The organism is Brevibacillus fortis (assembly GCF_046196545.1).
GTDB lineage: Bacteria > Bacillota > Bacilli > Brevibacillales > Brevibacillaceae > Brevibacillus > Brevibacillus fortis_A.
Genome location: NZ_CP176370.1, coordinates 5,958,363 through 5,981,848 on the forward strand (window position 1 = coordinate 5,958,363; position 23,486 = coordinate 5,981,848).

The following is a 23,486-nucleotide window of genomic DNA, read 5'->3' on the forward strand; positions in this document are numbered from 1 at the left end:
CCATAATCACACTCTGTTTATTTTATCGGCGAAATTCAACTGAAAAGTTAAAAGCAATTTTTGACTTTCCATTAGTAATTTATGTAATCTCGATAAGATTACAACCGTGTTCCTTACTAAAGAACACGGTTGCTTTTTATAATAAGCTTATATTAGCTTCGCGTAGTACTGATCAAACGAGCTGGACTGCCCGCAATAATCGAGTTTTCTGGGAATGAGTCTAAAACTACCGAGTTGGCTCCAATAATGGAATTCGCTCCTATAGTAATACCGCCTAAAACTTTACTACCTGCAAAAATTGTTACGTTGTCCTCAATTCTAGGCCGTCTTCTACTTCCATCACCTTTATCCCCTAAAGTAACATTTTGATAGATAGTCACATTATCCCTAATTTCAACACGTGCTCCAATAACTGTACCCAACCCATGAATAATCCTTAAATTATTTCCTATTTCGGCAGAGTAATAAATTTCCACTTGAGTATACATTCGCTGTATATAGCTAAGCACTTGTAATAGTTCTTTGGAGTTTGATTCACCAAAGTAATCAATGATTTTCCTTTGAATAATATAAATATGTACAGCCAATTCTTCGGGAGTCATATTTAAGTCATACTCTAATAACTCTATTACCTTTTTAGCATTCACTATTTGAGGGGCAATAGTAAAATTGTTTCGTATAACCGTCAGTAGATTTAACATCATCTTCCCCCATAAAATGAAATAATAATTTCATTATGCAATGGAACTCAATTTAAGCCGAAAGTAATAGTAGTAGCTACTTACTGGAACAATTCCGTTAAAGGAGAGGTACAACATGAAGCAAGATATACTTGAAAAAAACGATAAAATAACCATTTCCCAACGTGATAATTTTAACAAAAAATTTGGTCTGGTACTCCGATCATCTGCAATATTTTACTATAAGTCCGCTCCTGATATTTCAACAACCCTCTCATTCATGAACTATTGGAAGTTAAAAAGAGGAATTGAAGTTGCTATTGTGGCTTCAACTCGTGATATGGCTGGTACTTTAATAAAAAGAGAAGAGCTATCCTTTGAAAATGGCGAGGTAATTAATTACTCTCCCGACTTACAGCCCCACTCATTTTTTGAGGGAAGTATTGAAATTGAAGTCTTTAGTACAAAAAACTTATTCATCCCCTACGCTGCTATCATGGCCATTTATGAAACAAAGCAGAGTATTTCTATGGTTCATAGCTATTCACGAACCTATTCTCCGTATGAAATAGAAGAGGGTCAGACCATAACGAAAGGAGAAGAGTCTTGCTGGACCCTTCGCGATACGACTACCGTTCGCTCATTCTGCGTTTTCCATAATGGGGGCAAAGCAAAAGATAATCAAATGATTACTCTTCGCATAACAGGACCTAACAATGAGATTCGCCAAACTCTTATTGAGCTGCCTAGTCTTTCACCTTATAACACTGTAAAACTCTATCCGTCTGATTATTTTCCAGATTTGTCTCACTGGTTAGATGGTCAAGTAGCGAACGCCAATATTTCCTTTGCTGTTTCAGATGCTTTTACAAGGCTTTTAGTGGGGAATGAGTCATTAGATGGATTAGATTATCAGATTACTCATTCAAACTTTAATTACTCAAATCATGGCACTGATAAAGTTGATATGGATGATATTCACGCCTACATGAATGTGCCTGATTGTGACGTCGATGATAAATACGTTATCATTTATCCAGATTCTGATCCGGGTTCATATGAAGTTTCTTACCTAAATAGTCAAAAAAATTTTCAAACAGGTGAACAAGTTCTACTACCAATCAAAGGCGAGCAATCGTTAACTTTCAAGAAAAAAGACGGGGTACTGCCGACACGTCTCGTTACCGGTTTAGTTTGTGAAAATGACACAGGATTACTCCCAGCCGAATGCAGCCTAGGAGTTATGACTTGCCTGAGACCTCCCAAAAAGCTATGGTGGTGCTTGTGCGTAAGTAACTTCTCTCACCATTCAAAACTGATTATTGTAGATAATCCCCAAATATATAAGTCTACAGAGAGCACTCCATTAAACATTCGTTTGTACTCTAGTGACAAGAATACATTCATTGAAACCACTATACTCTATGAGGAGCATTCAGAGGATTTTAGTAAAGGAATGAATATAAAAACGTTATTCCCTAATGCACAGGAATTTTTGAATAATACTTATGGTTATTTCACAGTATATAGTGAATACGGGGGGTTATACTGCTTTACAATGATTAGTAACCTTAATGGCTCTTATACGTTAGAGCATGGTTTCTAAAAGAATCAAATAAACCTCAAGTAATGGGCTGCCGATAACAATCGGCAGCCTTTCATTTTTACCTTTTAAAAATCCTAACACTTCTACTCTAGTAGAAAATAAAGATAGACTTCGAGTAATCGAAGTCTATCAATGAAACTGCAACAGTTCTTAACGGAGCAGTTGCAGTACGCCTTGTGGCAGTTGGTTCGCTTGAGCCAACATTGCTTGAGACGCCTGTGTAAGAATATTGTTCTTCGTGAACGCCATTTGCTCTTTTGCCATATCCACATCGCGGATACGGGATTCTGCAGCTGTCAGGTTCTCCGTAGTAATATTCAGGTTGTTAATCGTGTTTTCCAAACGGTTTTGGTTCGCACCCAGGTAAGAACGCGCTTTGCTCACCAGGTTGATTACATCATCGATGCTTCCCAGTACAGTAGACGCACCTGTTGTTGCACTCACATCCCATGCATCTACAGCTGTAGCAACTTGGCCGATGGAGAAGTTTGCCGTATTGAGTGAGAGGGTTTGTCCTGCCTCTTGACCGATTTGAATTTTAATTTCATTTCCAGTGTTTGCCAACAGATTAATACCGTTGAACTTCGTCTTATCTTTAATGTTGGTGATTTCTTTTGAGAGCTCATCCAATTCCTCTTGCAGACGAGCACGGTCATTCGTGTCATCATACGTCCCGTTCGCAGATTGCGTAGCCAGTTCTTTAATACGAACAAGCATGTTGTTAACAGTTTGCAGTGCACCTTCTGCTGTTTGGATCAGGGAGATACCATCTTGGGAGTTACGGGAAGCTTGTTCCATACCACGGATTTGTGCACGCATACGCTCGGAGATAGAGAGACCTGCAGCATCGTCAGCAGCACGGTTGATGCGGTAACCGGAAGACAGTTTTTCCACGTTTTTTGCCAAGCTACCTGTGTTTACACCCAATTGGCGGTGTGTGTTCATTGCAGAAATATTGTGGTTGATAATCATGTTTTTTCCTCCTTGATATTCAATCAGTTACGTCCTTGCAACTGAGATAATAAATTTCTGGGACTTTTCGCAATCGCGCGCTTGCAAATCATCCCTACAATTTTAATATCGGCTTTTCAGCGAAGTATTTAAATAGTTTTGTTCTCTCTTTTCTTTCCTAACCTAAAATTTTGGCCTAAAAACACAATAGCTGCCGAGATTTCTCGACAGCCAATGTATTGAATCCTGCTGCTTCCAATTTAGAAGCAGAATTAAATTAGCGAAGCAGTTGCAGTACGCCTTGTGGCAGTTGGTTCGCTTGAGCCAACATTGCTTGAGACGCCTGTGTAAGAATATTGTTCTTCGTGAACGCCATTTGCTCTTTTGCCATATCCACATCGCGGATACGGGATTCTGCAGCTGTCAGGTTCTCCGTAGTAATATTCAGGTTGTTAATCGTGTTTTCCAAACGGTTTTGGTTCGCACCCAGGTAAGAACGCGCTTTGCTCACCAGGTTGATTACATCATCGATGCTTCCCAACACAGTAGACGCACCTGTTGTTGCACTCACATCCCATGCATCTACAGCTGTAGCAACTTGGCCGATGGAGAAGTTTGCCGTATTGAGTGAGAGGGTTTGTCCTGCCTCTTGACCGATTTGAATTTTAATTTCATCGCCAGTGTTTGCCAACAGATTAATACCGTTGAACTTCGTTTTATCTTTAATGTTGGTGATTTCTTTTGAGAGCTCATCCAATTCCTCTTGCAGACGAGCACGGTCATTCGTGTCATCATACGTTCCGTTCGCAGATTGCGTAGCCAGCTCTTTAATACGAACAAGCATGTTGTTAACGGTTTGCAGCGCACCTTCTGCTGTCTGGATCAGAGAGATACCATCTTGGGAGTTACGGGAAGCTTGTTCCATACCACGGATTTGTGCACGCATACGCTCGGAGATGGAGAGACCTGCAGCATCGTCAGCAGCACGGTTGATGCGGTAACCGGAAGACAGTTTTTCCACGTTTTTTGCCAAGCTACCTGTGTTTACACCCAATTGGCGGTGTGTGTTCATTGCAGAAATATTGTGGTTGATAATCATGTTTTTTCCTCCTTGATATTCAATCAGTTACGTCCTTGCAACTGAGATAATAAATTTCTGGGACTTTTCGCAATCGCGCGCTTGCAAATCATCCCTACAATTTTAATATCGGCTTTTCAGCGAAGTATTTAAATAGTTTTGTTCTCTCTTTTCTTTCCTAACCTAAAATTTTGGCCTAAAAACACAATAGCTGCCGAGATTTCTCGACAGCCAATGTATTGAATCCTGCTGCTTCCAATTTAGAAGCAGAATTAAATTAGCGAAGCAGTTGCAGTACGCCTTGTGGCAGTTGGTTCGCTTGAGCCAACATTGCTTGAGACGCCTGTGTAAGAATATTGTTCTTCGTGAACGCCATTTGCTCTTTTGCCATATCCACATCGCGGATACGGGATTCTGCAGCTGTCAGGTTCTCCGTAGTAATATTCAGGTTGTTAATGGTATTTTCCAAACGGTTTTGGTTCGCACCCAGGTAAGAACGCGCTTTGCTCACCAGGTTGATTACATCGTCGATACTTCCCAGCACAGTAGATGCACCTGTTGCTGTACCCAAAGTCCAATTGCCTACAGCTGTAGCAACTTGACCGATGGAGAAGTTTGCCGTATTGAGTGAGAGCGTTTGTCCTGCCTCTTGACCGATTTGAATTTTAATTTCATCGCCAGTGTTTGCCAACAGATTAATACCGTTGAACTTCGTTTTATCTTTAATGTTGGTGATTTCTTTTGAGAGTTCAGCCAACTCCTCTTGCAGACGAGCACGGTCGTTCGTGTCATCATACGTTCCGTTCGCAGATTGCGTAGCCAGCTCTTTAATACGAACAAGCATGTTGTTAACGGTTTGCAGTGCACCTTCTGCTGTTTGGATCAGGGAGACACCATCTTGAGAGTTACGGGAAGCTTGTTCCATACCACGGATTTGTGCACGCATACGCTCGGAGATAGAGAGACCTGCAGCATCGTCAGCAGCACGGTTGATGCGGTAACCGGAAGACAGTTTTTCCACGTTTTTTGCCAAGCTACCTGTGTTTACACCCAATTGACGATGTGTGTTCATTGCAGAAATATTGTGGTTGATAATCATGTTCTTTCCTCCTTGAGTTGTCGACAATCACGTCCATGTGACTGCTATTAATATTAGATAGAATTACAGGCACGTGCTTGTGACTTAATTCCTACCTTTCAATTATCGGATAGTAAGTTTGGATTATTTAGCAGTTTTTTATTTTCATAACAAAAAAAGATGATCTAATTATCATCTTTTTTTACTTTATGCTCTTTCATTAGCTGTTTTACTGCTCCTGGCATCTGTATTTGACTCTTTATAGCAAGGCGATTTTCTTCTTGGATCGCATCAAATATTTCCTTTCGATACACGTCTAGATTCCTAGGCGCTTCAATTCCAATTCGCACCTGATCTCCATCCACAGAAATAATTTTTATTTCAATGGTGTCACCTATCATAATTGATTCATTTTTCTTTCGAGAAAGGACCAACATGTGAACACCACCTATTCATAATCCGCTGTTTGTTTCTCAAACAACGGCTGCCGAATGGAATACGATTCTTCCTGTAAAACGATTTGTTTCCCCATACGATTAGTTAAATTTACAACAATTGGAGCTTTTAGATTTGCAGTGACTTGATTATCACTCCGTACGGTTATAATCGAAAAAATAGCTATCGGAGTCTGTTCATCGATGCGCAATGCCTCTTTTATTACGGATGAAAGTAAAAATTCATAGGTGCGGAAGAATGAAAACGGATTTATTACCCAAAAACCAACATCTTTTTCTTCTGTCGATTGAATCAAAAAAAAGGGGCTTTCCTCTTCCTGTACCAACTGAAAAAACTGCAAATGGGAAAAACCAGGGATACCATCCTCAAAAAACAGCTTACCCAATTCGACTTGTTGGTTTTCGTTCATGTTATCCCCTCACTTACATCATTTTATCTAGCTGGCTGCCAACCACACTAATCTTCAAACTATTATATTGTATCATATATGGTTCTATTTTACCTGGTGTATAGGAAAGCTCTGGAGGTCTAGTTACTGGATTAATACTCATTCCATTTCGCTTCACATTAATAGTAGCTGAGACAGCTTGGAAGCTAACATCTACACCCTCATCGTTAGATGTTGACGGTGGTCGGTAGCCTCCCTCCAATACTCTCAATCCTTTTTCCCTACCTATTTGAGCAATAGCATTTTCTTTAGTATATATTCTCATCAATCGGTCGCCTTCTTGGCTTTTCTCGGAGATCGACTGTAGCCATTTCTCACGCCCATAAGCAGCATTCGTATCACTAAATTGCATAGATGTCATAATCCCAATGTTTGCTCTAGCTTGACTAGAATCGATCTGTAATTTTGTCTTACCTTGCACAATTGTAAGTTCAGCGGGTGTCTGACTTAGGTTCATTTCCGCTTGGGGCTGTTTGATCGATTGTACAGGTTTATTTATGTTTAAACCTAATTGAGCAAATGTGCTTTCCATCCTTAGTTGAGGAATTTGCATCACACTACCCCCTAATTACCTATCGCAGAAAATCAAGCAGAGTTGGCTGAATAATCCGTGCACCTGATCCAAGTGCAGCTGAGTGTACACTTTCTTGCATTTTGAGATCCGTCATAACTCCTGCCATATCTGCATCTTCATTTTTTGACATTAATTCTGTAATACTAACATCTTGAGTTTTTAATCGATCTGCGATAAGTTCTACCCGGTTAACACTAGCTCCCAATGAGGCTCTCTCTGCCAGTAATTTATCATACTGCTGGTCCATACCTGTTATGAATTGAGACGCACCTCTCCCATTACTCAATTCAGTAATAACATTATCAAGCACTTTAAACATATTGTTTGCGTTATCAGGGAAGTTAAAAATCTTTTGTGCATTAATATTGGATGTCACAAAAACATTTTGGCTCACTTCTAAGTTGATAAGGGAGCTGTTTGTACTTACGAAATCGCCTTTCCCCGCATTAGCTGTAGGGTCAAATGGAGCTTTATTAGTATCTGTACCAGCAAATATATACTTCCCGTTAATCTGCTGATTAGCAAGTGTTCCTAGATGATTTTTGAGCTCCTGCACCTCGGAACCCATGGTTTTCAAATCGTCCGGCGAGATAGCTCCGTCCCCAGAATAAACTAGGATCTCCTTGATTCTTTTAATAACATTACCAACTTCATCCATCGTACTATCCGTCATATCTAACCAAGACTTTGCTTCATCCACATTCCGTTTATACTGATCATTCTCCATCAATGAAGATCGATAAAACATACCACGCGCTGCCACAACAGGATCATCAGAAGGTTTTGCAATCTTCTTCCCAGATGACAATTGCTCCTGCAAACTATCCATATTCCGCATCGATTTATTCAAATTCCGCAGCATATTACTATTCAACATATTCTGCGTCACACGTACTGCCATACTCTATTCCCTCCTAATTAGAGGCCCACTCGGCCCATGCCGTTGATGACTTTGTCTAAGATCTCGTCCATGCTCGTCATGACACGAGCAGAAGCACTGTATGCATGCTGGTATTTCACCATTTCCGCCATTTCGTCATCGATCGATACGCCAGATACAGATTGACGCTGGCTATCTACCGTACCTACGAGCATCTCAGAGTTCAACTGGTTACGCTCGGCTTCCTGTGCGTCAACACCCAATTGGCTGATCGTGTAGCGATAGTAGTTATCCAGTGTAGAGCTTTCTGCCAAATCATTAGGCCCAGAACCTGCAGCTAATACCTTAAATTTAATCGAAGCAATCGCAAGTGCGCTCTTATTATTTCCAACAGGCGTGCTACCTGCTTCTTCTTGCGCTGCTGCGATTGCATCCAAGCTCTTCATAATTTCTGGATTAACTACAATCCCAGATGCACTCGTTGGATAATTTTTGGATGCTGGATTAGTTGCCAGTGAGTTCGCATCTACGAAGAATGGCAGATCCTGTACTGTGCCATTGTTAATATCACTCAAACTTCGTCCTGCCCGGTGCAGATCGTTGATTTCCTTCGTCAGATTCACCGCCAGAACATCCAAGCGTTTCAACATGTTCGGCACAATCTGATCACGAGATTGGAGTGTTCCCGCCATGTAGCCGGTTGTCGGCACAAATGCAGCTCCACCTAATGTCATATCACTTAGGCCAGTAGCTGGGTTTTGTACAGTAGCTACTGGTTGAGAAGTAATCCCTGTAACAAAATCTCGACCTTCAATCGTAACATTGACCATTCCCGCTGTCGATTGCGTCGCACGAATCTCCACCAACTTGGAGAGCTTGTCCAAAAGCACGTCACGTTGGTCATAGAGATCATTTGGCTGATAGCCATGCGGTACCACGTTTGCAATCTGATTGTTCAAGCTGGCAATCTGTTGGCCCAGGGAGTTTATCTCCATCGCTTTTACATTGACCACGTTGTTGAGATCAGTTTGTACTTCCTTGATATGATTAGTCAGCGTGTTAAACGTATCCGCTACTGCCTTGCTTCGTTCTCGAACAACCGCACGAGCAGACGTATCTGTCGGGTCCTTGGCAAGGTCCTGCCATGCTTGCCACATCTGGTCCATAACCTTTTGCAAGCCAGTATCGGAAGGTTCATTCATGATGCCTTCCAATTTCTCCAACGTTTCCAAACGGCCATCCCAGTAGCCTTGGCGTTTGTGCTCATTCCGATACTGAATATCCAAAAACTCTTCCCGCAGCCGCTGAATACTGGTAGCTTGAACCCCTGTTCCGAGCAACCCCGGCTCGATACTCGCCTGCATCCCCACATAAGGCAAACCAGTCGTAGCCTGCATATTCACGCGCTGGCGACTGTAACCTTCTGTATTCGCATTGGAGATATTATGTCCCGTTGTATTTAGCGCGGACTGTTGAGCGAACAAGCCGCGTTTACTGACTTCAATTCCATGAAAAGTAGAGCGCATTTCGACACCTCTTTACGCTTTTTTATTGAAAAAAGTTCGATTAGCCTGACGATACGTATCCGAGGTCGGCCTTCCGTAGATGAAGTCGTCCTCGGGCGTATCCGTGATCAGGTCGAGCGTCATGTTTACAAAAGAAAGGGATTGCCCCAGTAACTGCTGATTCAGGTCGTTAGCATCGCGCAGTTCGGTCACAATCCGGCTTAGCTCATTACGACAGGAAGTGAGTCGCATCTTCTCTTCCGCACTGGTCGTCAACTTGATCAATTCAGCCAGTGTGCCTTCTTGCAGCGCAAAGCCCTTCTGTGCTGTCAGTTCTTTTACGACTTGCTGGCGGGCTGCTTCAGCTTCTGTGACGCCCTTGATCAGTTTTTGCTCCTGGCGTGTAATGGCTACCAGTTCATCCACACTCCCTTTTACCAGCACTTCTTTCTTGTGCGAGGCTAGGGTGTACAAGGCTTTGTGCAACTGGATCAAGTTGTCGAGCAGATCGTAGAGTCTGTCCATTCCTTGCTTCTCCTCATCTTCCATCGAAAACTATTTAAAGAGGCTGTTCAAAAGGTCCTCTTCAGATCTGTGTTACAGCTTTTTCCAAAAGGACAGGAGCTTATCAGCGATCCGCTCACTTGAGACGTGATATTTTCCTTCCTCCACTTGCTTCTTCAACTGCTCCACTTTTTCCCGACGTTGTGGAGAGTTGACATCTTCTACTTGCTTCTGCATTTCAAGCGCTTCTGTGGAAATGTTTACTTCATCCTTGCCCATCGGGATTTTACCGCTTTTGCCTACCTGGTTGTTACTTGTCTTGTTGTAAGCATTGATCATCCCGACACGGTTAGGTTCATTAATCCGCATCTGATTACCATCCTCTCATACCAACGGTCTTTTCATAGAAAAAACCGATGACACCTCTTAGTAGTATCATCGGCAATTTCATGATGTACGATTAGTTTTTTTGCATAAAACTATTCGTCACTATTCTGCTTTCTTCGATAAGCTGCCTGAGCCAGATCGGCGCGTTGGATTTCGTCCAATCGTTGCTCTACCTCGAGTTGTTGCGTGATTTCGTGCTTCAAGCCTTTTAGACAAGATTCGCAAATGTTGCCTGCTCGAATCAAAAAACCGCAGCGCTCACATGGATAGCCAAGGTTGGGATTTCCGGCAACCGAAATGCGCCCTTCTTTGATAAACTTCGTAATTTGCTTCACGCTCACGCCAGTGGCTTCGCTCACCTGGTGAATATTCGATCCGCGATTTTCTCGCTTGCGCAAAAATTGGGCGCATGCTTCATATTCTTGTTCCACTTCTTTATAGCATTTGGGGCAAATGTCACGGACTGCTTGTACAAATACAGCATCACACCGCGAGCAGTTTGCCAACTTGCCCATAGACATATCGGACAACCCCTTTTCCGTTCAGAAAGTTCATACGGTTCCACATCCGTTATATGCCTACATCATAGCTTAATTTTTCCAAACTGGCTATCGGTATATTGTCAAGGAATATACTTCACAGCTTGGCCCCAAATGTTCTCTGATTGTTTTCGCGCACGAACGCAACGTCGAACCAGTCGTATAAATATCGTCAAGAAGCAGGATTTTAGCAGCAGAGGGCACAGGCACATCCTGGCCATCCCACACAAAAGCTTCGCGCATGCTTTCGTGACGTGCTGCGCGCCCTTTTTGCTTGCTCAGCTTTGGAGTATCCTTCGTCCTGAGAAGCAACGGTTTGACAGGAATTTTGATTGCCGCTCCTAAATGCCGGGCCAGCAAGTCAACCTGATTGAAGCCGCGTTCCCGCAATCGTTGTGGATGTAAAGGAACCATCGTGATACAGGTAAAACCCATAGACCTGTAATAACGCTGAACCGTAATGGCGAGAAGCGTACCGTAGTATAAAGCTAGCCGCTCATCACCGCGGTATTTAAACAATCCGAGCAAATCCTTCTCTCCCTTTTCATAGCGAAGCAAACTCCGATTTGCCACCAATATCTGATCATCTTCTCCATGAAAACAATCCCTGCATAGCCCTTCGTTGCCGATACTAGCCAGCAAATCCCTGTCACGCCCACACCGCTGGCAAATATCATCCCCAATCAACGACAAAGCATCAAGACAGACTCCACACAACACAATCCCTTTTAACATGCGGTAGATGACCGGATAGCTCGCCTGATCGGATAGCTGTCGTGCCTTTTCACGAACAACCGATTCCTTTTGGAGAGCTGCGATACGCCCACCACAACGGACACACATCCCACTAATCACGAAAGGCCTCTTTGTTCCACGAGCCTTTGAGCCAAGCTGTTCATCTGTAATATCTGTCTGACGGCCCGCTTTGGAGAAGTAGCGCGTTCTGCTTGCAAAAATAAAACACTACCCGACGTATCATCAACGGATCGTCCTACTCGTCCTGCTATCTGCACCAATGATGCCTCGTCAAATACAGGTGCCTCCGCACCTACCACAACTACGTCGCTCTTCGGTATGGTCACACCTCGCTCTAGAATCGTAGTCGTCACCATGACGGTATAACGTTTTTCTCGAAATGCGAGTACCTTTTCCTCCCGCATAGGGTCTGCCGCATGAACACCGGCCATCTCCCCCGCGTGAGCAGGAAGCCACTTTTGAAGGTACGATAGCACCCTGTCAATTTCATCAACTCGCGGGACAAAAACAAAAACTTGTCGGCCTTCATTCAGAGAACTACTCACCGCTTCTATAAACGGTGCCACAATTCGATTCGTCTGAACGCGCTTATGTAAGCCTTGTACCGTGAGAATCTTGGGGACAGGAAGCGTAGCACCGTGGTAGCGTCCAGGTAACAGAACATGTGTATCTGAGAATAGCGGTATCGCCCCAGACGAGCCTAGGGTTGAGCGTCCTTTTCTAACGAGCCGCTTTTGCAAATATCCCGGAGGTGTTGCACTTAAATAGAGGAGCTTCCCACTCTTTTTCACCGCTCTGGATAGAGCGCGATACAAAACAGGATCATTATGATAAGGGAACGCGTCGGCCTCGTCGAGAACGACCAGCAAAAAACGACTATGGTAGCGCATGACCTGATGCGTGGTCGCAATCGTAATGTCACTCTCTTCCCATTTTTCCGCGCTCGAACCGTGGACGGCAATCACTTTAGCCCCGGGAAAGACTCGCTTAATACGCGGGGCTAACTCTAGTACGACGTCTTTTCGAGGTGTCGCAATCAAAACGCGACCGCCAGCAGCAAGTGCCTCTGTAACCGAAGGGAATAACAACTCTGTTTTGCCCGCTCCACAAACTGCCCAGATCAAAAACTCCGATAGCCCTGGTCTCGGATTGGCAACAAAGCAACGCGCTCGCTCAGCTGCCCGCGATTGATCTGCCGAATACTTCCCCGCCCACTCCAATCTCGCCACGTTCTGCAAGTGGTCTGCGCTACGGATAAGAGATTCTCCTACATCCATTAAAAAATACGGAGTGCAACACTTACTCCTGCCCATTCCTAAACAAGCTGTGCAGTAAGCGCACCCTTGCTCACACGTATGACAATAAGTAAACTCCACCTTCTCTCCTGCGCTTCCGCAGCGTTCACAGACCAACTCCAACCGATTGCGCCACCATCCTTTTATGACCGCAAAACGAATACCCGGTCGCCACTCCGCTTTGTTTGCAAGCACGAGTGCATGCAAAATGGCTGACAAATCATTCACGTCCACCCCTCGTTTTTTCAGCAAGGACTCCACTTCATCCCAAAGGAGCGCACGCCCGTCCAAAATCTCTCTCAAAACAGCTTCTTGTATATTCACCCGAGATGAGCTCCTTCGAAGAAGCTCGTGACCACCCAAATAGCCCAACCGAGCCCCCGGCAATTTCCCTAATTCTTTGTTACCTAGATAAGAAACTTCCACACTCTCCTCGATTGACTCCCAAGAAAACCACCTCTGCTCTCGGCGGTCCTGTACACTCGCTGCTTCCCTTCCATATAAGTTGCTCGCTTCGCACACGCTACTTACCGCCAGCGCTCTCAACTCTTTTACATATCCATCAGTCAGCATCCGCCCTTTACCAACTTGTTCCATTAAATACCCGTTCACTTTCGCACGCAAGGAAAAGGCCAGGGCAAGCGACGATGTCTTCCCGATAACATGCAGGACACATCCTTCTCTCTCCTGCCAAAAAGAACGATCTACAGAAAAGCTCGGCGTAACATAAGTCTGCACCTGTGGTATTGATCCGCCGCAAGCTTTGATATACAGCAAATACTCACGCATACGCTCACTCCCCCGCCCTCTTGCCCTTAGTGTGCAAAAAGACAGACAGGTCCAGCAAATAAATTTCGGAACCAAAATCAGGCTGTAGAAAAATAAAAGAGCCGCCGATCTATTATCGACAGCTCGTAATATTTACGCTCAACAAACTTTTATGCTCCCTCTTTTTTCTCCCGCAGATCAATGACGATGGTTCCAGCCGCCATATCCTCCTGTCCGTCTCCCAAACAATGTCCGTACGGGTAACGATTCAAGACGGCTGTCATCTGTTTTGTATCATCGTCTGATCCATCATCTATCAAGGTAATTCGGATAGGTCTGCCACTCCAATACGAGCGAAACAGCAGACTCCGCACTACACGTTCCAGCACCTGTTCCGAATTGCGCACCAGCAACCGATAATGCTCATGCGGGAGCTCGCTCGCGCTATCCGTCCGATTGGTCCAGCGCTCCGCGATCATTACCAACAAAGAGGAGCAGCCAAATGCTGCCAAAAGCCATACAATCAGCTCTTCCATCACGGTCATACCTCCTCCTATACCAAGGTATGCCGCACGGCTTGAACAGAGTGCAAATAGGAAGCGCTTCCTACAGTTTCACCCAACCGTTTTTAATGGAGATGACAACAGCTTGTGTCCGGTCTTGAACATTGAGCTTTTGCAAAATGCTACTGACGTGATTTTTAACCGTCTTTTCACTAATAAACAAGAATTCCCCAATGGCACGATTGCTTTTCCCTTCTGCCATCAGTTGCAATACTTCGCGCTCGCGACGGGTAAGCGACTCGATCACTTTTGGATCGATGGTTTGCGATTCATCTACGGAGAAGCTACGCTCTGCCGTCCCTTCCTGCTCGCTCAGACGACGGAATTCTTCAATCAGCTTGCCCGTCACCTTTGGATGTATGTATGCACCACCACTCGCCACTACACGCACAGCGTCAACGAGGTCTGTCGTTCCCATTTCCTTCAGCAAGTAGCCAGACGCTCCAGCTCGGAGTGTACGATACACATATCCCTCATCATCATGAATCGAAAGCATAATTACACGAGTAGAAGGGCTTACCGAAATCACATTTTCTGCAGCAGAAACGCCATTTATGTTCGGCATGTTAATATCCATTAACAAGACATCCGGCTTGTGCTCTTCCGCCAATACTGTGGCTTCTCCTCCGTCCGCACCTTCCCCGACGACCTTGAAATCTTCTTCCATTTCCAATATTCGCTTTACGCCTTCACGAAATAATTGATGGTCATCCACAATCACGATGCGGAGTTCTTGCTGTCTCTTATCCATGGTTCATCCCCCAGTACTTATTTACGTATCATGTCACAATTTTATCGGTATTTGGAATATAACCTTGGTTCCCTCTCCCGGAGCGGATTGCAGCTCGACACTGCCCTCTAAGAGCTGTACACGCTCACGCATTCCCAAGAGTCCAAAAGAGTTGCCATTCGCCATGCGTTTTTCCAGATCGAATCCGACCCCATCGTCTTTGACGACAAGGCTTAACGAATCTTGTACAAATTCCAGCTTCACTTGAACTGTCGTAGCGCCTGCGTGCTTCTCCACATTGTTCAGACATTCCTGAACCAAACGGAAGATCGCAGCCTTTACCGAACTGCGCAAAGGAGGCTCCACGCCGAATACTACCAGATCGATGGAAGACTGAATACGCTCTTCGCATGTTTGAATATATTTTTGCAAGGTAGGTACTAGTCCTAAGTCATCTAATGCCATTGGACGTAAATCAAAAATAATACGTCGAACATCCGCCAAGCTCAAGCGCACCATTTCCTTCAGCTCGTGAAGTTCCATTTGGGCTTCCAAAATGCGCTCGTTTTTCAACATGCGTTCTACAATTTCCGAACGCAGCACGACATTCGCCATCGATTGAGCTGGACCGTCGTGAATCTCGCGCGCGACACGCTTGCGCTCTTCTTCCTGAGCCTGGATTACCTTTAAGCCCATCAACTGATGCTGCTTCGCCGATTCCAGCGCCTCACCTATCTTGCTTAAGTCACCCGTTAAGTAACCAAGCACGACGCCCATTTGAGAAACCAGCTTTTCTGCACGGACGATGGTTTCTTCCAAGGTACGCAGTTGACGCTCCAAATCATTTCTTCTGCGCTTCAAATTGTTTTCCCGCTCGCGGTAAATGGACAATTCTACCTGAATACGGCTCGCCTCTTCATACGCAACCCTGATATCTTCCTCCGTGTACATATGAAAATTGCGACTGACCAGCACGAGCTTGTTGCGCGATTTGCGATACGCGAGTTCAAGCGCATCGACTTTTTGAATCACTTTGGAAATCTCTTGTCGAAGTTCATGTAAATCAAACTTCAATGAGTTGCCATGCTGTCTGGCGTTTTCAGCTATATCAAATATTTGGGTTTTACTCGTTTCTACGGTTTCAATCGTTCGCTTGATCACCCCGTCCAGCACGCTGATGTCTATCGCTTTGTTCATGATTGCTCTCCTTCAAACTCATTTTTAGCCTTCGTGAACAACTGTTGGAGGTGCTCTTCTTCAACATCTCGCAGTCCCATGTCATTGCGTGGAATGGCAAAAGGATCTGTTCCCTGTTTTACGAATCCGCGATTGGATGTAAATACATATCGGTAGCCAGCTTGACGAGCTGTCTCCAGTACGATTGGACTTGTGTAGCCAAATGGCAACGAGATGAAATCAATCTCTTGCTTCATCCATTCGCTTAAACTGACGCGAGATATACTGAAATCCACATAGAGGCGGTCCCTGTACTCTTTCTCGTCCTCTAAACGCTGCAAGTCTTTCAGATAGACCGGAGCTGTTTCTGGGCCAAGATCGCCCCACTCATTTCGTTCTTCCTCTTCATGCAGACTGTACGTGTGGGACCCGATTGTAACCAGTCCGGAATGAATCATTTCGTTAACCTGTTGACGCGTAAGTGGTGGCGTCATATTCTCCCGTTTTCGGTCAGCTACATCTCTTAAGCGCCCCGCAATCGCGAAGTTTACTGAAGGGTAGCCGTATGTACGTAAGATCGGAAATGCTTCTGTGTAGTAACTCTCATACCCATCGTCAAACGTAATCAAAACAGCATTCTCAGTCGGTAAGGTACCCGTCTCCATAAATCGCAGGAACTCATCCAACGAAATCGGATTCAGGTCGTTATCATGCAAAAATTTCATGTGTCGGGCAAATTGATCAGGAGCTATGACATACCGCTGATTTGATTGATCCGTGACATGATGGTACGTCAAAACCACAACCTGATTGTTATACCACTTTTTCGTTTGAACCGCTGCTTCTTCAATTGGTGTGACGTTTGGCTCAGCATTTTTCGTCTCACTTATGCTTATAGACGTATCCACTTGGGGAAAAGGTTGCACTTCTTGTTTATTCTTTTTTTCCAGAAAAGATTCGCCTAACAACCCAATAGCCACTGCAAGAAACAAAAAAGTAAGAAACACGATCAGGAAGAGCCTTCTGTTCGGCAAAAAAACCCCTCCTCTACTTCCTCACTAGGAGATTCGACACAGTCCTACAAATTCCTGTGCAACAATTGACCCAATAATTGGATGACTTTGCACCTAAAACGAAAAAGAGCCCAGTAGCAACACCAGGCTCTTTTTATGTCATTGATGAATATTACAGTTGAGCAGCCTCTTGCTTCAGGATTTCCGCCTTGTCTGTTTGCTCCCAAGGAACATTCAGGTCATTGCGTCCGAAGTGGCCATATGCAGCTGTTTGTTTGTAGATAGGACGACGAAGGTCGAGCTGCTTGATGATACCAGCAGGACGCAGGTCAAAGTGTTTGCGAACCAATTTTACCAGAGCTTCTTCGGAAATGGTACCAGTACCGAATGTATCTACTGCGATGGAAACTGGTTGTGCTACACCAATTGCGTAAGCAACTTGTACTTCGCATTTGTCTGCGAGGCCAGCAGCCACGATGTTTTTCGCTACATAACGAGCTGCGTAAGCACCGGAACGGTCAACTTTTGTTGGATCTTTACCGGAGAACGCACCGCCGCCATGACGAGCATAACCGCCGTAAGTATCTACGATGATTTTGCGGCCAGTCAAGCCAGCATCCCCTTGTGGTCCGCCAATTACGAAACGGCCAGTTGGGTTGATGAAGTATTTGGTTTCAGCGTCCAACAGTTCAGCTGGAACAACTGGTTTGATTACGTGTTCAACCAGATCTTGCTTGATTTGCTCCAGAGTTGTTTCAGGAGCATGTTGGGTAGAAATAACGATTGTATCGATACGAACTGGTTTGTCGCCATCGTACTCAACGGTTACTTGTGTTTTTCCGTCAGGACGGAGGTAAGCAAGTGTTCCGTTTTTACGTACTTCAGTCAGACGACGAGCCAATTGGTGGGACATGCTGATCGGAAGTGGCATCAGCTCAGGTGTTTCATTGCAAGCAAAACCAAACATCAAACCTTGGTCACCAGCACCAATTGCTTCGATCTCGGCGTCAGTCATTTTGCCTTCGCGTGCTTCCAATGCTTGGTCTACACCAAGTGCAATGTCAGCGGACTGCTCGCCAATTGCAGTAATCACACCGCAAGTGTCAGCGTCAAAACCGAATTTCGCACGGTCATAACCGATTTCACGAATAGTTTCACGAACGAGCTTTTGGATATCCACATAAGTGTTTGTGGTGATTTCACCTGCTACGAGAACCAAACCAGTAGTTACGGAAGTTTCGCAAGCTACACGAGCGTTTGGATCTTTGGACAGGATCGCATCCAAGATGGAGTCGGAAATTTGGTCACAAATTTTATCCGGATGTCCTTCAGTTACAGATTCGGATGTAAACAGACGACGACCTTTTTGCAAAGCCATGAGAAAATACCTCCTTTGACCTCATACAAATAGTGTGGTAGCCGAGTCAGGATTTTATCTACGTAAACGCAAATAAAAAACCTTTTCCATTTTTTAGGAGGAAAAGGTTTGAGCGTTTTTTGCTTCCTTCATCCTCTTATCGGCCAGAACAGATGTCCGTTCTGCTGGTTAGCACCGCTCTAGATCGGTTGCCGGGCTTCATAGGGCCAGTCCCTCCGCCTGCTCTGGATAAGAGTATCCATTACGGATAATAGAATAATTGTTTTTTTCAGAGATGTCAATAGGAAAAATTTTACTTATAGTTGATAGGCTTTGGAAAGTACCACCACTACCTCTGCGCGAGTCGCCCTTCCATTCGGTTTAAAGGAAGAACCGTACCCACTGAGCCAATTTCTAGATGTCAAAGCCTCAATGGCAGGAGAAGCCCAGTGACTCGTTGGCACATCCTGATAATTCGAGGTACCACGGTTATACATCAAAACATCACGTGCCCGCGCAATCATTACCGCCATCTCTGCACGCGATATCGGCTGATCCGGCTTCATTTCACTCTTCGGGTACCCTTTCAAAATTCCTAATTGATAGGCTACACCTAGGTTATGATACGCCCAGTGCCGTTTTGGCATATCCCGGAAGGTCGTTTTTCCTGTGTAGGTAGTCGCTACTTTGGAACCGGTCGCACGCATCGACTTAAGCAGCATCGTCGCAAACTCTGCACGGGTCACTGCCTGATTCGGCTTGAACGACGCATCATTAAATCCATTTACAATATCGCGAGAGCTAAGTCTGACGATCTCTGAGCGCGCCCAGTGGTCCGAAATATCGCGATAGCCCGCTATCAGTTTCTGTTGTGTCACCGTGAGTCGGTACGATTCATACTTGAACGAAGTACCGCTATTAAGGCGTACATAATATTTTCCTGGTTGTAAACGCAAACCGATAACATCGTTTCCTCGGTTAGACAGCTCCGCTACCTCATTCGTCGAAGCGATCGCATAGTTCATGTTTCGATCGCTATAGAGCGCGAAACGAAAGCCGCTATCGACAGGAATGTACGGCGCTCGGAACGTCACATACGATTCACTATTCACAGTAAATTGGAACCAGTCGGAATCAGTAGCTGTCGGTATTGTGCCTGACATCACTGTCCCACCGCTTAACGGAGACGCTTTTTGATAGGTGTCATTCGGTTCATTAAAATCTTTTTTTACTGGCGTGTATCCCAGATCCAGCTGATATTCGCCATTCACTGCATTGCGATTGTACTCACTCACACGGATGTAATACTTACCCGGTGACACTTCTTTTTGGACGCGCTCTGTCGGATTGTCTTTCGTTCCATTATCGTAGTTAGGGTCCCAGACAACCGTCTTTTTCCCGGGCTCTTGTTTACCGATACCCAGCATTAGATCGACACGCTTGTTATCAGGACTAACAGAAACATCCAAATGCCCGTATTCACGAACATAGTAGGAGAACCAATCCTGATCCCCTTCATCGTGAAAATTGCCTGTTACACTGATTTGGTTGCCTACGAGCGGTCTTGCCGTCTCTTGTGTATCGTTCGGTTCGTTACGGTCCGGATTGATGGTAAACTTACTCGTCAACACATAGGTAAAAGCGTTGTTGACCCCTCCGTTACGCATTAAGCGGATATTCATTCTTCCCGCCTTGACCGGAACAGTGATCGTATCCCCATTCCCGAAGTATTGCGTAATCGGCGGACGATTCTCTGGGTAAAAGGTAGCTGCCATCGCTGAAGAAACACCGGAAGTCACTGACGCTGTGAAGCTGACCTTCCCATCGTAAGGGATGTCCATCTTCAGCCAGTCTATCGTGTCTTTGGGCCCCAAATTTCCACGTATCTGAGACTCGATCGGGAACGCTTTTGCTGAGTACGTCTGATTATTCGGCTCTAAAAAGTCGTAGGATAAGGCCGTTCGAACTGCCTTGTCGACATTTAACAACCCGTAGCCAGTTTTCCGGTCCCATCCCTTTTCCCCTAAGTCCGTTGCCGTTTGATAAAGCAATTGTCTCACATCAAATGGACTTAGTTTGGGATGACGAGCTAGTATGAGCGCCGCTGCACCTGCTACTTGTGGTGCCGCTGCTGAAGTACCGCTAAAAGAACCGTATTTTCCCCCGAGCTTGGTCGTATAAACATTGAAACCAGGCGCTACCAGGTTAAGCTCAGGCCCTGTATTGCTTTGATACAGCACTTCATTGTTACTCCTTACAGCCCCTACCGCTATCACCGTGGGATAAGCTGCCGGATAAGCCACACGGCTACTCTCATTGCCACTAGCTGCAATCAGAACCGCTCCGCTTCTTTCCGCTCGTTGCACAGCATTCGCCAGTTCCTTGGAGTAGGCCATACTGCTGAGAGACATCATGATGACTTTGGCACCACGATCCAAGGCAGTATTGATACCCTTAGCAAGAGTCTGCACCGTAGTATCTCCATTTTTGGCCAAAACTTTAATTGGCAAAACCTTGGCATTCCACAAGACACCGGATACACCAATACTGTTATTCCCGCTAGCAGCCAGTACACCAGTTACTTCTGTTCCATGTCCGTTATCGTCCTGGGCAGATCTCCCGGGATTGACAAGATTCACACCCGGCAGAAGGTTGTCCTTCAAATCTGGATGCTTATAATCCGCACCGGAGTCCAGCACCGCAATAATAATCTGTTCATTACTATTTACGACTGGCCATGCTTGATGAGCTCTAATCTGGCTCAAATGAAGCTGGTTACTTAAATAGTAGTCATTTGATGCTGGTGGTGCTGCAGCATAGATCGTTTGGTTGTTTGCCATCACTAGCGCGACACTTATCGCTGTCGCTACTGACATGTTCACTGATTTTTTCATGTAAAATAGTCCTTCCTTCTCTCCCCTGCAAGATGAGCAGTCTAAAAGGAATTCAGGTATTTATCTTCTCGTCCTAGCATAGCGGATGAAAAGGCAGACATGCAACCCTGATCACCCAATATTTGGAACGTTATAACAGTACAAAACCCTTTTCACCATGGGCAAAAAGGGTTTTCTCCTTACTGTAACAAACCTTTATTGTCTTCCACTTCAGGTGTTACCTGAGCTTTTTCTTTTTTTCTTTGCTGTGCTTTCGGAATAAAAGCAGTCAGTTCCGCCAAATTTACCTCTTCCTTTTTAATGGAGGAGAACGGAATATCAAATGCCCATACACGATGGCTATTAGCTTCTACCTTCATGTTTTCCAAGGTGAAGTGTACGCGTGCTACGGTATCGCCATCTTTATCATGAACGATAATCGGCACTTCGGTAAACTCCAGACGTTTTGCCAGACCGTTACGGAAAGCAACGATGACTTTCAATCCGTTATCTTCACCTGGCTTGATGTCGAGAACTTGCAAATCTACTTCGCCCTCTACAATCGGAGCCTTCTCTGCTGCCTGCTGCATGTATTGCTTGGACTCATCTGCACTCAGACCCAAATTAAAGTTTTGATCCTCTTCTGCTTCGTGCTTTTTCGGCTTGATGTAGGTCAGCTTCAGAGGAACCTCTTTTTCAGGAATACGATCGAACTCATCCCAGCGGAACATGAATTCCATCGGACGGCTAGACATTTCCATCACTGGACCGGATGTGATCAGATCAAAAGTCTTTCTCGCGACTTCCTCTCCATCCTCCGTCACCAAAGACAACGGAAGCTTTTGCAGCAAAATGCTGCGGTCAGTCGCATTGCGAACGTAGGTAAGTACCAAGTAACCATCATTGGTAACCTGTGTGAAGAAAGGAATGATCCCTACTTCGTTACGAACAACCGGAGGCATTTCATCATGCGCGTATTGCAAGAGCTCATGCTCCGCTTCGTCCAATTGATCATCCCACGGACCGTTCAGCACCAAAAACAATTCCTTGGATTCCACACGGTTCGCAGATTGCTGCGGATTATCTAATCCGGATACACCCAAATAAAACTCTCTATGAAGATTCTCATGAATATCTTCGCGTACTTGCTCTAAGCTCTCCTTGGAGCCAAACCAATTTTCCAATAACCAACTCATAAGTCAACCTCCTCTTTCCCACACCTTAAAAGTATTGCGCTCTATTCTACCTCAAGCGTCCATCTTTTCAGGTCGGCATCAGGCTTTTTCACTAAATTTGGCGGGAATACAATCATCCATGGACGGCTGTAACCCGGCTTCACATTAATGCTACTCGCATCCAGTACACCTGTTGCTACCAGATCACCATTTGCATCAGCAATCGTCAGCTTGATTTCATCTGGACGGTAATCATGGGCCATCCCATTGCGGAAGAGCATCGCTGCTACCAATTGTCCTTCCTTTGTCATTCCGATGTCAAAACCAGTAACCTGCACGGTATTAATCGGAATCAATGGCAAAGACTGCGTCAACGCTTCCAGACGGTCCTTTTGGCGATCAGTCATGCGCTTTTCCATTTCGGGATCGAGCTCCAGATTACGAGGCCATACATGCGAATTTCTCCCAGCCTTCATAACCACTTTCCAGCGGTTAAAGGTGAAATTATCATGCAGATAGCTCTCTTCCGGGAACAATACCTCCCATGGACGGCTGGTATGCGGCGGAATTGCGCCCATATCTGACAAATCCACCTTGATCCGCGCAAACGCCTTATCATCGAGATAAATCGCTAATCCAACGTTTTTAATCCGCACTGGCTTATTCGTGGAGTTACGGAAGAACATAGCTACTGTCATGCCGTTTGGCTGCGGAATCATACTGAATCCCGTTACGCTAATCATGCCTTTGCGAATCTCAGGCAATTCTTCTTGCAAAAAGCGAAGCGTATACTTTTTCTCGGAATCCAGCTCACTTTCCCAAATCGGGCTCAGAGACAATTCCGTGCGAATCTTTTCAGCTCCACCTGTAGACTCTTCCTGTTGCTCATTGCTTTCCATTTCGACCTCGGTGTTTTTCAACTCGGCGACATCGATGGCAGACTCTTCTTGAATATCTTTTTTCAGATCCTGTTGATCCTTACCTAATAAATTCTTCATAAAGGAAAACATAGGCTACCTCCTCACACGTCCGGACACGAACGAAGCTCTCTCATCATGATAAACTTTTTTGACTAGCCTATGCAAATTCGCTCT

23 protein-coding genes and 1 riboswitch are annotated in these 23,486 nt (G+C 45.0%); of the genes, 1 reads left to right on the plus strand and 22 read right to left on the minus strand.

The window, feature by feature from the left end; genetic code table 11:
• Positions 1–152 precede the first annotated feature (152 nt).
• The gene (locus ACKKE8_RS28970; protein WP_409176040.1) at positions 153–701 is read right to left on the minus strand and encodes a serine O-acetyltransferase; all 549 of its coding nucleotides are present in this window, start codon (positions 699–701) and stop codon (positions 153–155) included.
• A gap of 115 nt (positions 702–816) precedes the next feature.
• On the opposite strand from ACKKE8_RS28970, the gene ACKKE8_RS28975 reads away from it, so the two are divergent.
• Positions 817–2,286: a hypothetical protein gene (locus ACKKE8_RS28975; RefSeq protein WP_409176041.1), complete on the plus strand. Its 1,470-nt coding sequence runs from the start codon at positions 817–819 to the stop codon at positions 2,284–2,286.
• A gap of 150 nt (positions 2,287–2,436) precedes the next feature.
• Here the strand turns inward: ACKKE8_RS28975 and ACKKE8_RS28980 are convergent, their stop codons facing one another.
• The 21 genes from ACKKE8_RS28980 to ACKKE8_RS29080 form a co-directional block, all read right to left on the minus strand.
• Positions 2,437–3,258: a flagellin gene (locus ACKKE8_RS28980; RefSeq protein ID WP_409176042.1), complete on the minus strand. Its 822-nt coding sequence runs from the start codon at positions 3,256–3,258 to the stop codon at positions 2,437–2,439.
• A gap of 256 nt (positions 3,259–3,514) precedes the next feature.
• Complete coding sequence (locus ACKKE8_RS28985) at positions 3,515–4,336, minus strand: flagellin (RefSeq protein WP_327934868.1); 822 nt, start codon at positions 4,334–4,336, stop codon at positions 3,515–3,517.
• A 256-nt stretch (positions 4,337–4,592) separates the two neighbouring features.
• Complete coding sequence (locus tag ACKKE8_RS28990; protein ID WP_327934867.1) at positions 4,593–5,414, minus strand: flagellin; 822 nt, start codon at positions 5,412–5,414, stop codon at positions 4,593–4,595.
• 164 nt (positions 5,415–5,578) lie between these two features.
• Positions 5,579–5,830, minus strand: a complete 252-nt coding sequence (gene csrA, locus ACKKE8_RS28995; protein WP_409176043.1) for a carbon storage regulator CsrA — start codon at positions 5,828–5,830, stop codon at positions 5,579–5,581.
• An 11-nt stretch (positions 5,831–5,841) separates the two neighbouring features.
• On the minus strand, positions 5,842–6,258 hold the full coding sequence (gene fliW, locus ACKKE8_RS29000; RefSeq protein WP_409176044.1) for a flagellar assembly protein FliW: 417 nt from the start codon (positions 6,256–6,258) through the stop codon (positions 5,842–5,844).
• Between the two features lie 13 nt (positions 6,259–6,271).
• Complete coding sequence (locus ACKKE8_RS29005; protein ID WP_409176045.1) at positions 6,272–6,850, minus strand: DUF6470 family protein; 579 nt, start codon at positions 6,848–6,850, stop codon at positions 6,272–6,274.
• Positions 6,851–6,869: 19 nt separating this feature from the next.
• Positions 6,870–7,772, minus strand: a complete 903-nt coding sequence (gene flgL / locus ACKKE8_RS29010; protein ID WP_069850879.1) for a flagellar hook-associated protein FlgL — start codon at positions 7,770–7,772, stop codon at positions 6,870–6,872.
• Positions 7,773–7,789: 17 nt separating this feature from the next.
• Positions 7,790–9,277 carry a flagellar hook-associated protein FlgK gene (gene flgK, locus ACKKE8_RS29015; protein WP_409176046.1) on the minus strand — a complete coding sequence of 496 codons (1,488 nt, stop codon included), beginning with the start codon at positions 9,275–9,277 and terminating at the stop codon, positions 7,790–7,792.
• A 12-nt stretch (positions 9,278–9,289) separates the two neighbouring features.
• Positions 9,290–9,781 carry a flagellar protein FlgN gene (locus ACKKE8_RS29020; RefSeq protein WP_409176047.1) on the minus strand — a complete coding sequence of 164 codons (492 nt, stop codon included), beginning with the start codon at positions 9,779–9,781 and terminating at the stop codon, positions 9,290–9,292.
• 72 nt (positions 9,782–9,853) lie between these two features.
• Positions 9,854–10,129 (minus strand): flagellar biosynthesis anti-sigma factor FlgM, encoded by a 276-nt coding sequence (gene flgM / locus ACKKE8_RS29025; RefSeq protein ID WP_409176048.1) that lies wholly within the window; start codon positions 10,127–10,129, stop codon positions 9,854–9,856.
• Between the two features lie 110 nt (positions 10,130–10,239).
• A complete protein-coding gene (locus ACKKE8_RS29030) occupies positions 10,240–10,668 on the minus strand; it encodes a TIGR03826 family flagellar region protein (protein WP_069850884.1) in 429 nt (142 codons plus the stop codon).
• An 87-nt stretch (positions 10,669–10,755) separates the two neighbouring features.
• Positions 10,756–11,541: a ComF family protein gene (locus tag ACKKE8_RS29035; RefSeq protein WP_409176049.1), complete on the minus strand. Its 786-nt coding sequence runs from the start codon at positions 11,539–11,541 to the stop codon at positions 10,756–10,758.
• Complete coding sequence (locus ACKKE8_RS29040; RefSeq protein ID WP_409176050.1) at positions 11,538–13,526, minus strand: DEAD/DEAH box helicase; 1,989 nt, start codon at positions 13,524–13,526, stop codon at positions 11,538–11,540. Before ACKKE8_RS29040 ends, ACKKE8_RS29035 begins: the two co-directional genes overlap by 4 nt.
• A 149-nt stretch (positions 13,527–13,675) precedes the next feature.
• The gene (locus ACKKE8_RS29045) at positions 13,676–14,041 is read right to left on the minus strand and encodes a glycosyltransferase family 2 protein (protein ID WP_409179223.1); all 366 of its coding nucleotides are present in this window, start codon (positions 14,039–14,041) and stop codon (positions 13,676–13,678) included.
• A 70-nt stretch (positions 14,042–14,111) separates the two neighbouring features.
• Positions 14,112–14,819: a response regulator gene (locus ACKKE8_RS29050; RefSeq protein WP_409176051.1), complete on the minus strand. Its 708-nt coding sequence runs from the start codon at positions 14,817–14,819 to the stop codon at positions 14,112–14,114.
• A 33-nt stretch (positions 14,820–14,852) separates the two neighbouring features.
• Positions 14,853–15,995, minus strand: a complete 1,143-nt coding sequence (locus ACKKE8_RS29055) for a sensor histidine kinase (RefSeq protein WP_047069765.1) — start codon at positions 15,993–15,995, stop codon at positions 14,853–14,855.
• On the minus strand, positions 15,992–17,008 hold the full coding sequence (locus ACKKE8_RS29060) for a polysaccharide deacetylase family protein (RefSeq protein ID WP_409176052.1): 1,017 nt from the start codon (positions 17,006–17,008) through the stop codon (positions 15,992–15,994). The genes ACKKE8_RS29055 and ACKKE8_RS29060 overlap by 4 nt, the downstream gene beginning before the upstream one ends.
• Positions 17,009–17,159: 151 nt before the next feature.
• Complete coding sequence (metK, locus tag ACKKE8_RS29065; protein WP_217437969.1) at positions 17,160–18,365, minus strand: methionine adenosyltransferase; 1,206 nt, start codon at positions 18,363–18,365, stop codon at positions 17,160–17,162.
• Positions 18,366–18,498: 133 nt separating this feature from the next.
• A riboswitch (SAM riboswitch) is annotated at positions 18,499–18,600 on the minus strand.
• Positions 18,601–18,661: 61 nt separating this feature from the next.
• Complete coding sequence (locus ACKKE8_RS29070; protein WP_409176053.1) at positions 18,662–21,238, minus strand: S8 family peptidase; 2,577 nt, start codon at positions 21,236–21,238, stop codon at positions 18,662–18,664.
• Between the two features lie 179 nt (positions 21,239–21,417).
• Positions 21,418–22,413 carry an SLAP domain-containing protein gene (locus ACKKE8_RS29075; RefSeq protein WP_409176054.1) on the minus strand — a complete coding sequence of 332 codons (996 nt, stop codon included), beginning with the start codon at positions 22,411–22,413 and terminating at the stop codon, positions 21,418–21,420.
• Between the two features lie 41 nt (positions 22,414–22,454).
• Entirely contained in the window at positions 22,455–23,402 is a 948-nt protein-coding gene (locus ACKKE8_RS29080; RefSeq protein WP_409176055.1) for an SLAP domain-containing protein, read from the minus strand.
• Positions 23,403–23,486: the final 84 nt, after the last annotated feature.